10 protein-coding genes are annotated in these 11710 nt (G+C 65.1%); 7 read left to right on the forward strand and 3 right to left on the reverse strand.

Annotated elements, in window-relative coordinates:
* Window positions 1-6: 6 nt before the first annotated feature.
* Complete coding sequence (locus OWC48_RS22035) at window positions 7-861, reverse strand: hypothetical protein (RefSeq protein ID WP_282521825.1); 855 nt, start codon at window positions 859-861, stop codon at window positions 7-9.
* Window positions 862-1256: 395 nt separating this feature from the next.
* Window positions 1257-2231 (reverse strand): NADPH:quinone oxidoreductase family protein, encoded by a 975-nt coding sequence (locus OWC48_RS22040; RefSeq protein ID WP_014490699.1) that lies wholly within the window; start codon window positions 2229-2231, stop codon window positions 1257-1259.
* A 240-nt stretch (window positions 2232-2471) separates the two neighbouring features.
* Between OWC48_RS22040 and OWC48_RS22045 the strand changes: the two genes are divergently transcribed.
* From OWC48_RS22045 to OWC48_RS22075, 7 genes are all read left to right on the forward strand, one after another.
* Window positions 2472-3311, forward strand: a complete 840-nt coding sequence (locus OWC48_RS22045) for an SDR family oxidoreductase (RefSeq protein WP_282521826.1) — start codon at window positions 2472-2474, stop codon at window positions 3309-3311.
* Between the two features lie 105 nt (window positions 3312-3416).
* Window positions 3417-4064 (forward strand): invasion associated locus B family protein, encoded by a 648-nt coding sequence (locus OWC48_RS22050; RefSeq protein ID WP_282521827.1) that lies wholly within the window; start codon window positions 3417-3419, stop codon window positions 4062-4064.
* Between the two features lie 166 nt (window positions 4065-4230).
* Window positions 4231-5433 carry a 23S rRNA (adenine(2503)-C(2))-methyltransferase RlmN gene (rlmN, locus tag OWC48_RS22055; protein ID WP_071908693.1) on the forward strand — a complete coding sequence of 401 codons (1203 nt, stop codon included), beginning with the start codon at window positions 4231-4233 and terminating at the stop codon, window positions 5431-5433.
* A gap of 169 nt (window positions 5434-5602) precedes the next feature.
* The gene (locus OWC48_RS22060) at window positions 5603-6097 is read left to right on the forward strand and encodes a hypothetical protein (protein WP_282521828.1); all 495 of its coding nucleotides are present in this window, start codon (window positions 5603-5605) and stop codon (window positions 6095-6097) included.
* A 268-nt stretch (window positions 6098-6365) separates the two neighbouring features.
* Entirely contained in the window at window positions 6366-7142 is a 777-nt protein-coding gene (locus OWC48_RS22065) for a phosphatase PAP2 family protein (RefSeq protein ID WP_282521829.1), read from the forward strand.
* A 93-nt stretch (window positions 7143-7235) separates the two neighbouring features.
* Window positions 7236-8573 (forward strand): argininosuccinate synthase, encoded by a 1338-nt coding sequence (argG, locus tag OWC48_RS22070; RefSeq protein ID WP_166346871.1) that lies wholly within the window; start codon window positions 7236-7238, stop codon window positions 8571-8573.
* A 163-nt stretch (window positions 8574-8736) separates the two neighbouring features.
* Complete coding sequence (locus tag OWC48_RS22075) at window positions 8737-10494, forward strand: alkaline phosphatase (protein WP_282521830.1); 1758 nt, start codon at window positions 8737-8739, stop codon at window positions 10492-10494.
* A 67-nt stretch (window positions 10495-10561) separates the two neighbouring features.
* Here OWC48_RS22075 and OWC48_RS22080 read toward each other — a convergent pair.
* On the reverse strand, window positions 10562-11710 hold a 1149-nt coding region (locus OWC48_RS22080; protein ID WP_282521831.1), incomplete at its 5' end, for an OmpA family protein.

Here is an 11710-nt window from a genome sequence, read left to right on the forward strand (position 1 = left end):
AAAGTTCTAGTTCTGAAGCTGAGCGAGGCGCTGCCGCGCCTCCGCCGACCCGAGTGCCGCGGCCTTCTGGTACCAGTCGCGCGCGACGGTCGCGTCGCCGGCGATGCTCCGCGCGTCGCTGGTGCCCAGCACGGCCGGGTCATAGGTCTGCGCCAGCAGAAACGCGGCCTCTGCATCCTGTGCATTGGCCGAGCGCTCGAGCAGCAGGCGGGCTGCAACAATATCCCCGATCCTCAACAGGCTCTTCGCGCGTGTCATCAGCCCGGCCAGCGTGTCGGCATCGAGCGTCTTGGCGAGCGTCTTGGCGGGCGGAGGGGGCGCCGGCGGCGCCGCGACGGGTGCGGGCGCGGGTGCCTGGGCTTGCAGCGCCGTCTGATAGGCGGTCGCGATCGCTTCGCGGCTCGGCGTTGACGGTGCAGGGAGACCCTGCGTGTCGGCGCTCGCCAGCCTCGTGTTGGTCACGCGGTCCGGATCCCTTTGCGGGGTCTGCGGTACGGCCGGCACGCTGGCGGACGCCATTGCCTGCTCCGATGCGATGCTCATCCAGCTACCGGCATTGGCGGCCAAGAGGCCGCGAAAGTCGGACTGAAACAGTGTGACCAGAACTGCCACGGTGGATGCCGTCAGAACCGCCGCGAGAACACGCGGCACAATTCTGGAGCGCACCTCAATGGGCGCATATTCGCGCGGGTCCGGCGCACCGAGCGGATCGGACAGGAAGAGTGGAATCGGATCGTCCTGCGAAAGATCGGCCCGCGCGGCGCGCGCACGGATGAAGGATGCGGTCGGCGGATGTGATGTGGCTCGATCAGAGTCGAACGCCTTCGACTCCTTCGACGGGCGATGCGCCGTCGTCTCCATGGTCATGCTCCCCATTACTAACGCAACGCAGGGGCAATTCGGCTTAAGTCTTCTTGCTTTTGTCCAAAGTGTCCCGCAAATGGAACCCGTAAAACGCAGTGGGAATCAGCCCAAAAAACGACAACGGTTTGCGCGAAACAGGAAATATTTGGGTTTGATTGAGGCGGAGCCGGGGAATGCACCACGATTTTGGCGGTGATGGTTGAGGAAGGTTTTCCCAGACTCCGCTGGCTTTAACCCCGGGGCATCCAGTGGGCCGCAGCGTCTCGGCTCAAATCTCTGGCGTCTCTGACATCTGGGCCGCCCGCCTCAGTACGCAATTGCGCAGAAGGCGGGCGACGACTGTCGCATATGTGGCGGGTGCGTGTGGCAGGCAAGCGCTGCCGCTCACATGATCATGGATGCAGGATCACCTTGCCCATGGCCTGGCGTCCCGCCAGAACCTTCAGCGCGTCGGCGGTTTGTGCCAGCGGGAAGGTGCGGTCGACATGCGAGGAAATCTTTCCTTCCGCGGTCCACTTCACGAGCTTCTCGAGATTGGCGCGGTTCTTGGCCGGGTTGAGCCGGGTCCATGCGCCCCAGAACACGCCACGGATGTCGCAGCCCTTCAGCAGCGCGAGGTTCAGCGGCATCTTCGGAATGTCGCCGGCGGCAAAACCGATGACCAGGAAGCGGCCTTCCCAGGCGATCGAGCGCAGTGCCTGCTCGGCATAGGCGCCACCCACGGGATCGAAGATGATGTCCACGCCCTTGCCGCCGGTGAGTTTTCGCAAGCCTTCCTTCAGATCTTCCTTGCCGTAGTTGAGTGTCAGCTCGGCGCCGTGCGCTTTCGCGAATTCGAGCTTCTCATCCGACGAGGCGCAGGCGATCACCTTCAGGCCCATCAGCTTGCCGAGCTCGCAGGCAGCCAAGCCGGTGCCGCCGGCTGCGCCCAGCACCGCGAGCGTCTCGCCCGGCTTTGGGCTCGCGCGGTCTTCCAGCGCATGCAGCGCGGTGCCGTAGATGATGATGATGCCGGCCGCGCGGTCATAGTCGAGATTGTCGGGAATCTTGACGATCGATGCCGCCGGCAGCGCGATCTTTTCGCGCGCGCCATTGTGGCCGCAAGAGGCGACGACGCGATCGCCGACCTTCAGATCAGTCACGCCGGGACCGATGCTCTCGATCACGCCGGCGACTTCAGCGGCGGGCGAGAACGGGAACGGCGGCTTGATCTGGTACTTGCCCTGAATCATCAGGATGTCGAAGAAGTTCAGCGCCGCCGCCTTGATCGCGATCACCGCTTCGCCGGGACCTGCCACCGGATCCGGCACGTCGGCAAGCACGAGATCGTCGGGTTGGCAATATTGCGAGCAGAGGATGGCTTTCATGGCGGCACCTTCTTGAGAAGTAAGCACTGGGCGTTTCGAGCGGAATTATAGTTGATCGGGTTTTGCCGGATTTAGGCACGGGCGACAATCCGGATTCTTTGTCTGACGCTACGCGCCGGCTTATCCTCGTCATTGCGAGCGAAGCGAAGCAATCCAGAGCCCGTCCCGCGGAAATAGTCTGGATTGCTTCGTCGCTTCGCTCCGCGCAATGACGGCTTACGTGGAAAGAGGATTCAAACGATGTTTGAAACAGGGCTGCTCAGGGACAAGCGCATCCTCGTCACCGGCGGCGGCTCCGGCCTCGGCGCCGCGATGGGACGCCGCTTCCTCGCGCTCGGCGCCGAGCTCGTGATCTGCGGCCGCAAGCTCGACCGGCTGGAAGCGACGGCGAGCGAGATGCGCGCGCAGACCGGCGGCAAGGTCACGACGATGGCTTGCGATATTCGCGACGGCGCGGCCGTCGAGAGCATGATGGACGCGATCTGGCGCGAGGCGCCGCTCGATATTCTCGTCAACAACGCTGCCGCAACCTTCATCGCGCAGAGCGAGCATCTGTCGTTTCGCGCTGCCGACGCGATCCTCGCGCCGACGCTGCATGGCGCGATGTATTGCACGCTCGCCGCCGGCAAGCGCTGGATCGACGGCAAGCATGGCGGTGTCGTGCTGTCGATCCTCTCGACCTCGACCATCACCGGCCGCGCCTTCACGGTTCCGTCGGCGATGGCGAAGTCGGCGGTGCTGGCGATGACCAGGAGTCTCGCGGTCGAGTGGGGTCCGAAGGGCGTCCGCACCGTCGCGATCGCCCCGGGCCCGTTCCCGACCGCGGGCGCCTCGGGGCAGCTCCGTCCCGAAGGCCGCGACGAAGGCTGGACCGCCCGCAACCCGATGGGGCGCACCGGCGAGCACGGTGAGCTCGCCGACCTCGCCAGCTTCCTGGTCTCGGACCGTGCCGGTTACATCAATGGCGAGATGGTCGTGATCGACGGTGGCGCGCATTTGCGCAGCTCCGGCGCCGAGGATTTGTTGCGCTGGACCGACGCACAATGGGCCGAGCAGCGCGCTGCGCGATCCAAAGGCTGAGCCGCTAACTGCCTTCCCAAATTGGACTTTCCCGGTTATCCCTGCCGGGGGACAAAGCGCGGCCGGGCCATCTTCCAGTCACAATATTGAGGGAACCACTCCAGCATGTGGCGGGTGCTGATTTTAGCCTTGATGACGGGCGTTATAGCCGTGGGAATCACCGATTCCGCGCGGGCGCAGACCGCGCAACCGGCGCCCAAAGCCGCGCCGAAGGCGGCTGCACCGGCGGCCAATCCGGCTGCAAAGACAGTAGCAAAGCCCGAGAGCAAGCCGGTGACTCCAGCCGCCGCGGTTGCGGGCGGCGCGGAGCCGACCCTGATTGGCCAGTTCGGCACCTGGGGCGCCTATTCGGCCACACCGAACGGCAAGAAGGTTTGCTTCGCGCTGGCCAAACCGTCGTCGTCGAAGACCAACCCGCCGAACCGCCCGCGCGATCCCGCCTATGCCTTCGTTTCGACCCGGCCGGCCGAAAAGGTGAACAACGAAGTCTCGGTCATGATCGGCTATGCGCTGAAGCCGGGCTCGGAATCCTCGGTCGAGGTCGGCGGCGCCGCCTTCGCGATGTACACGCAGGGCGACGGCCTCTGGATCAAGAACGCGGCCGAAGAAGAGCGGATGGTCGAGGCCATGCGCAAATCCGCCGATCTCGTGGTCAAGGGTGTCTCGGCCAAGGGAACAGAGACGACCGATACGTTTTCGCTGAAGGGCCTCGCCCAGGCGCTCGACCGGATCGCCCAGGATTGCAGGCGTTAAGGCTGCGGGCGAGAAGGTCGCAATCGGCCGTTCCGGTTGCTATATAGGGCCGGTTCCAGATTTTCTTTCGTCATTCCGGGGCGCGCGAAGCGCGAACCCGGAATCTTGAGGTTCCAGGTTCAGGTCTTCGAGCTGCCCCGGAACGACCCAGCAATTAGGCCTATCGATGCAACCGACGACCGAGCCGCACAACGCGATACTGGTGGAGAAGACACCGCTCGAAACCTATGTGCCGCCGGCCAGGCCCTCGCTGATCGGCCTGTCGCGCAGCGAGCTTGCCGACCGCCTCGGCGAGATCGGCGTTGCGCCCGCGCAGCGCAAGATGCGCGTCCAGCAGCTGTGGCACTGGCTCTATTTCCGTGGCGCCCAAAGCTTCGACGATATGACGTCGATCTCGAAGGGCATTCGCGCCGAGCTCGCGCAGCATTTTACGGTCGACCGTCCCGAAGTCGTGGCCGAGCAGATCTCCAACGACGGCACCCGCAAATGGCTGCTGCGGCTGCCGAGCGGCGACAATGTCGAGCGTGCGCATGAAGTCGAGTGCGTCTACATCCCCGAGACCGATCGCGGCACGCTTTGCGTCTCTTCCCAGGTCGGCTGCACGCTGAACTGCTCCTTCTGTCACACCGGCACGCAGCGGCTGGTGCGCAACCTCACCGCCGGCGAGATCGTCGGACAGGTGATGGTGGCGCGCGACCGCCTCAATGACTGGGCCGATCGCGAGGACGGCACGCGCCGCGTCACCAACATCGTGATGATGGGCATGGGCGAGCCGCTCTACAATTTCGACGCGGTGCGCGACGCGCTGCTGATCGTCGGCGACAATGAAGGCATCGGCATCTCCCGTCGCCGCATCACGCTGTCGACCTCGGGCGTGGTGCCGAACATCGTGCGCGCGGGCGACGAGATCGGCGTCATGCTCGCGATCTCGCTGCATGCGGTGCGCGACGAGCTGCGCAACGAGCTGGTGCCGCTCAACCGCAAATATCCGATCAAGGAACTGCTGCAGGCCTGCCGCGACTATCCCGGCGCCTCGAATGCACGCCGCATCACCTTCGAATATGTGATGCTCAAGGGCGTCAACGATTCGCTCGATGATGCAAAGCTGCTGGTGAAGCTGCTCAAGGGCATTCACGCCAAGATCAACCTGATCCCGTTCAATCCCTGGCCCGGCACGGCCTATGAATGTTCGGACTGGGACCAGATCGAAAAATTCTCCGAATACATCTTCAACGCCGGCTACTCCTCGCCGGTGCGCACCCCGCGCGGCCGCGACATCCTCGCCGCCTGCGGCCAGCTCAAATCGGAGACCGAGAAGCTCTCGGCCCGCGAACGTCAGGCGCTGCGCGCCATGGCGATGACGGATTGATGGATCATGCTCGCGCTCTCGCATCCTCGTCATTGCGAGCGCAGCGAAGCAATCCAGAATCTTTCCGTTGAGACAGTCTGGATGGCTTCGTCGCGGAGCCTGTCATCCGGCCCGCCGGAGGCGGGACCGGGTGGCTCCTCGCAATGACGGCTGAGTTGGCATTTTTGGCATGTCCCTGATCGGCCGCCTCATCGTCATCTTCATCGGCTTTCTCGCCGCCTGCTTCGTCGGCGGGATGATCGTCGTCGTCGCGCTGCTGTTTCCGGAATTCGCCGATCTCGGCGCCGGTCCCGTCGATCAGGGCGCGATCGACATCCTGCTCGGCTTCGGCTTCATCTTCGTCTCGGGCTTTGCGCTGGTTCCGGCCGCGGTGATCGTCGCGATCACCGAAGCGCTCTACATCCGCAGCGCACTGGCCTATGCCGTTGGCGGTGGCCTTGTCGGTCTCGCCTGCTATCTCGGCCTCATTCCCTTTCACTCCGATACGCTCCAGTTCGAAGGCATCGTGCGGCGGCATCTGGAGATCATGACCGGCGCGGGCATCGTCTCCGGCGTGGTCTACTGGCTGATCGCCGGCCGCAACGCCGGCGCCTGGCGCAATCCGCCGCCCCCGCACAAGCCGCCTCCGCCGCTGCCGTCGAATTCGCGGCCGGATGCGCGGTGATTTTACCCTCCCCTGGAGGGTCCCTGGAGGGGGAGGGTCGATCGCGCGTCGCGCGAGCGGGGCGGGGTGACAGACTATCCCGGATGGTGGTGTCCCATTTTTGTCGACCTACGCGCGGGACGTTGGTGGATGTACCGTTTGCTCGGCTTCACCCCACCTCGGTTCGCATTTCGCTTCGCTGCATGCGACCCGATCCTCCCCTCCAGGGGAGGATGGGGCATCTCGCACGGGGTTTCCATCCCCGCCCCACTCCGCTAAACCGCGCGCCATGAACCGGACTGGACTCTTTATCGGCCTGGCGCTGTGGCTCGTGATCGGCGTCGTTTTCGGCCTCTATCCCGAACTCGATCTCAAGCTCGCCGCGCTGTTCTTTGACCCCGAGACGAAGACATTTCCGCTCAAGCTGGTCGGCTGGGCCGGCGTTGCGCGTGACGCCGCAATGTGGATCGCCTGGGCATTCGCGCTGCCGTCGCTCGTGGCGCTCGTGGCCAAGATGGTCCGGCCCGACCGTCCCTTGATGGTGTCGGGGCGCGCGATCATCTTCCTGCTGGTGACATTGACGCTGTCGGCGGGCATCCTCACCAATCTCACCTTCAAGACCTACTGGGGCCGGCCGCGTCCGGTGGTGGTGACTGAGTTTGCCGGCGACCAGCAATTCGTGCCGTGGTGGGATCCGCGCGGCGATTGCGCCCGCAACTGCTCGTTCTTCTCGGGCGAGGGCGCGACCGCGTTCTGGACGCTGGCGCCGGCTGCGCTGGCGCCGCCGGCATGGCGACCGCTCGCCTATGCCGGTGCGGTTGTGTTCGGCATGGTCACCAGCGGGCTGCGGATGGCCTTCGGCGGCCACTTCTTCACCGATGTCTCGATCGCCGGCCTCGTCACCTTCGTCGTGATCTGGTTCGCCTACGCGCTGATTTACCGCTGGCCGCGGACCCGGTTCTCGGACGAGGCGGTCGATGCCGCCCTGACCCGGCTGAACATGCCCGCCTACCGGCTCCGCCAGCGCCTGTTCGGCCGCAAGACGGGCCCCGAGCCGTCGATTTGAGCCATTAAATGCGTGCCGAGGCGTGCGAAATTTGATATTCGCGCGGTCAACCCACAAACGCCATCAGCCCCTTGAGACCCGATTGGAAGCCCCATGACCACGATCCTGAAAAGCCTGCCCAAGGGTGAGAAAGTCGGCATCGCGTTTTCGGGCGGTCTGGATACCAGCGCGGCGCTGCTCTGGATGAAGCAGAAGGGCGCGCGCTGCTACGCCTACACGGCCAATCTCGGCCAGCCCGATGAAGCCGACTACAACGAGATCCCGCGCAAGGCCGAGGCGTTCGGTGCCGAGAAGGCGGTGCTCGTCGACTGCCGCACGCAGCTCGTCCACGAAGGCATCGCCGCGATCCAGTCGGGCGCCTTCCACATCTCGACCGGCGGCATCACCTATTTCAACACCACGCCGCTCGGGCGCGCCGTCACCGGCACGATGCTGGTCGCGGCGATGAAGGAAGACGGCGTCAACATCTGGGGCGACGGCTCGACCTTCAAGGGCAACGACATCGAGCGCTTCTACCGCTACGGCCTGCTCACCAATCCGAGCCTGCGCATCTACAAGCCCTGGCTCGACCAGCAATTCATCGACGAGCTCGGCGGTCGCGCCGAGATGTCGGCGTTCATGACGGCGCAGGGCTTCGCCTACAAGATGAGCGCGGAGAAGGCGTACTCGACCGACAGCAACCTGCTCGGCGCCACGCACGAAGCGAAGGATCTCGAAAGCCTCGACAGCGGCATCAAGATCGTCAACCCGATCATGGGTGTGCCGTTCTGGCGTGACGACTGCAACGTCAAGGCCGAGAAGGTCGTGGTGCGTTTCGAGGAAGGCCAGCCGACTGCGCTGAACGGCCAGACCTTCAGCGATCCCGTCGCATTGTTCCTCGAAGCCAATGCGATCGGCGGCCGCCACGGACTCGGCATGAGCGACCAGATCGAGAACCGCATCATCGAGGCAAAGAGCCGCGGTATCTACGAGGCGCCCGGGATGGCGCTGCTGCACATCGCCTATGAGCGCCTCGTCACCGGCATCCATAACGAGGATACTATCGAGCAATACCGCATCAGCGGCATGCGCCTCGGTCGCCTGCTCTATCAGGGCCGCTGGTTCGATTCGCAGGCCCTGATGCTGCGCGAGACCGCGCAGCGCTGGGTCGCGCGCGCCGTCACCGGCGAGGTGACGCTGGAGCTGCGCCGCGGCAACGACTATTCGATCCTCAACACCGAGAGTCCGAACCTGACCTATGCGCCGGAACGGCTCAGCATGGAGAAGGTGGAGGACGCGGCATTCACGCCGGCCGATCGCATCGGTCAGCTCACCATGCGCAATCTCGACATCGCCGACACGCGCACCAAGCTGAAGCTCTACACGGACACGGGCCTGCTGTCGGGCAGCGAAGGCTCGCAGATCTTCCGGCTCGAGAGCGACAAGGGTTGATCTTGTAGCGCGGATGGAGCGAAGCGAAATCCGGGGCCTCTCGTCCAGCCGCTAGATTCCCGGATTGCGCTTCGCTCCATCCGGGCTACGCGCATAATGACGATGTCATGCGCGGCCGCTAGGGTTCCGCTCCTGTCGGAAACGGGATTACGGAGCATCGCGCATGGTCAAGGGATCGGCACTCGCCTCACTCATCGTCCTCTGTTGGACAACGTCGCTGTCGGCGCAGGCGATCTATCCGATCGATCGTGCCGAGATCCTGGCCGGCGCCCGGTTCGACTTCAAGGTCGAGTTTCCCGGGCCGGTCGATCCGGCCAGGCTGAAGGTGACCGTGAACGGCGCGGACTATGCTGCCGCGTTCGGACGTAGCGGGACCTTCATCGATCGCGAGGACGGCAAGGACCAGTCGGCGCTGATTTTGCGCGACGTCACGCTGACCAAGCCCGGCACCGTCACGGTGGATGTCAGCGACGGCACGCAGCAGCGCAGCGTCGCATGGACGGTTTACGACACGGGTCCGCGCAAGGCGAAGAACGTCATCCTGTTCATCGGCGACGGCATGTCGCCGGCGCATCGGGTCGCGGCGCGAATCCTGTCCAAGGGGATTGCGGAGGGCAAGAGCCGCGGCAAGCTCGCGATCGATGACATGCCTCACATGGCGCTGGTGGCGACCGCGGGCTCGGACTCGATCATCACGGACTCCGCGAACTCGGCCAGCGCCTATGCGACCGGTCACAAGAGCGCCGTCAACGCCCTGGGCGTCTATGCGGACCGCACCGCAAGCCCGTTCGACGATCCCCGCGTCGAAACCATCACGAGTCTTGCCAGGCGGCGGCACGGCATGGCGATCGGCATCGTCACCAACACCGAGATCGAAGACGCGACGCCGGCCGCGATGGTTGCGCACACCCGCCGGCGCGCCGCCTATGACGAGATCGTCGAGCAGTTTTTCGCGGCGAAGCCGGATGTGCTGATGGGTGGCGGCAGCGCGAATTTTCTGCCGAAGTCCGCGGCCGGCTCCAAACGCAAGGACGAAGCCGACTACATCGCGAAGTTCCGCGAGGCCGGCTATCAGGTTGCGACGACCGCGAGCGAGCTCGGGGCCTTGGCCGCAAAGCCGGAGACAAGCAAGCTGCTCGGCCTGTTCGCGACCGGCAACATGGATGGCGTGCTCGACCGCAAATTCCTCAAAGGCGGCGGCGTGAAGAAATTTCCCGAGCAGCCTGATTTGACCGAGCAGGTGCAGGCGGCGTTGAACATCCTCTCGAAGAACGAGACCGGCTTCTTCCTGATGGTCGAGTCCGGACTGATCGACAAATATGCGCACCTGCTCGACATGGAGCGGGCGGTCTACGACACGATCATGCTCGACAATGCCGTCCGCCAGACGCGCGAATGGGCACGGGCGCGCGGCGACGATACCCTCATCCTGGTCTTGGCGGACCACAATCATCCCAACAGCCTTGTCGGCACGGTGAACGACGACATGGGCACCACGCCCAACGTGCCGCTGCGCGAGCGCGTCGGCGTCTACGAGCAGGCCGGATTTCCCAATTATCCGGCGCCGGATGCGGAGGGCTATCCGTCACGCGTCGATGTGAGCCGCCGGCTCGCCATCTTCTCGGCCAGCCTGCCCGATCACTATGAGACATTCCGGCCGAAGCTCGACAATCCCAACGAGCCGACCGTCAAGGCCGGTGACGACGGGACCTTCAAGGCCAACGACAAATACAAGGACGTCCCCGGTGCGGTGCTGCGCCCGGGCAATCTGTCGGCGATGATCGGCGCCAGCGTGCATTCGGGCGAAGATGTCATCCTGACGGCGACCGGGCCGGCCAGCGAGCGCGTGCACGGCTCGATGGACAACACCGAAGTGTTTCGCGTGATGGTCGATGCGCTTGGACTCGCTGCGGCGCAGTAGTGGCGACACGCGTTCCAAACAAAAATGGCCGGGATTGCTCCCGGCCATTTTGCATTTGTGCTTCGCCTCAGCGCGGCGGTGCGGTGCCGGGCGGGGGCGGCGGCAGCGAGGCCTGGCCGCCGTTGAGCAGCGGCGTGATGTTGCGGACGGTGACGCGCCGGTTGATCAGGCTCGGTCCTTGCGTCTGCTCCTTCAGATACTGCTCGCCATAGCCCTGCGAGGTCAGGTTCTCCGCCGGCACGGCGAACTGCTGGGTCAGCAATTCGGCCGCGGACTGCGCACGGCGATCCGACAATGACAGATTGTCGACCTCGTTGCCGACCGCGTCGGTGTGTCCCTCGATCAGGAACACCGCGCGCGGGTTGCGCTGGATCGCACGGTTGAGACCGTCGGCGATCCCCTGCAGCCGGGCCGCCTGGTCCGGCGGGATGGTCCACGAGCCCGTCTCGAAGGTGATCGTGTTGACGTCGATGCTCGGCATCTGCATGCGAACATTGGGGCTGTAGCGGATCTCGTCGAGCGTGTAACGCCGATCGATCCGCTGTACCGGCGGTGCCTCCATGGTCTGGTAGATCACGTCCGGCGATGCCTCCTGAGCGTCGACGATGTAGCGATCGTAGGGCATGTTGACCACCGGCGGCGGCACGTCGACATAGAAGCCGCCGACCGACCGCGGATCGCGGTAGCTGTTGTCGATGATGATGATCTCGCGCCCGCCGGGGTCCCTGCGGATTCGCCGCAGCAACGAACCGTCGGGACCGACCACGGTGATGACCTCGCTGCCATCAGGACGGATCACGACCGTGCGGGTTTCGCCGCCGATGGTGTCGGTGCGGATGTCGCGGGCGCCATAGCGGAAGCGATAGAGGTCGTTGCCGCGGACGTAGGCCTGCCCGCCCGGATCGCGGATGATGATGCGATCAGGTTCGGTGTAGACGGTGCGGCCGCCTTCGATGGCCTCGCGTCGCTGGTTGTGGAGGTCGGCAATGGTCGCGCCGATCACGACGCCGGCCACCACGCCCGCACCGATCGCGAGCGGTGTCAGGTCACGCTGCGGCGGCCGCGGCGGAGGCGGCAGCGGTGCGACGACTGTCGGCCTGGCCTGGAACGCAGGCGTGACCGTCGGCGGAGCGAATTGCGCGCGGTTGGGCGGCGGCGTTGCGGCCGCCGAGCCCGGGACTGTGCTCGGCGCTGCGGCACCGGCGGGCGCCGCGGG

The sequence above is a fragment of the Bradyrhizobium sp. Arg816 genome, from assembly GCF_029989365.1.
In the GTDB taxonomy this organism is placed as follows: domain Bacteria; phylum Pseudomonadota; class Alphaproteobacteria; order Rhizobiales; family Xanthobacteraceae; genus Bradyrhizobium.

What these genes read in the sequence shown, in the direction of transcription:
- OWC48_RS22035 (WP_282521825.1), bottom strand. Translation starts at nt 861, where the DNA reads ATGGAGACGACGGCGCATCGCCCGTCGAAGGAGTCGAAGGCGTTCGAC.
- OWC48_RS22040 (WP_014490699.1), bottom strand. Translation starts at nt 2,231, where the DNA reads ATGAAAGCCATCCTCTGCTCGCAATATTGCCAACCCGACGATCTCGTG.
- OWC48_RS22045 (WP_282521826.1), top strand. Translation starts at nt 2,472, where the DNA reads ATGTTTGAAACAGGGCTGCTCAGGGACAAGCGCATCCTCGTCACCGGC.
- OWC48_RS22050 (WP_282521827.1), top strand. Translation starts at nt 3,417, where the DNA reads ATGTGGCGGGTGCTGATTTTAGCCTTGATGACGGGCGTTATAGCCGTG.
- rlmN (WP_071908693.1), top strand. Translation starts at nt 4,231, where the DNA reads ATGCAACCGACGACCGAGCCGCACAACGCGATACTGGTGGAGAAGACA.
- OWC48_RS22060 (WP_282521828.1), top strand. Translation starts at nt 5,603, where the DNA reads ATGTCCCTGATCGGCCGCCTCATCGTCATCTTCATCGGCTTTCTCGCC.
- OWC48_RS22065 (WP_282521829.1), top strand. Translation starts at nt 6,366, where the DNA reads ATGAACCGGACTGGACTCTTTATCGGCCTGGCGCTGTGGCTCGTGATC.
- argG (WP_166346871.1), top strand. Translation starts at nt 7,236, where the DNA reads ATGACCACGATCCTGAAAAGCCTGCCCAAGGGTGAGAAAGTCGGCATC.
- OWC48_RS22075 (WP_282521830.1), top strand. Translation starts at nt 8,737, where the DNA reads ATGGTCAAGGGATCGGCACTCGCCTCACTCATCGTCCTCTGTTGGACA.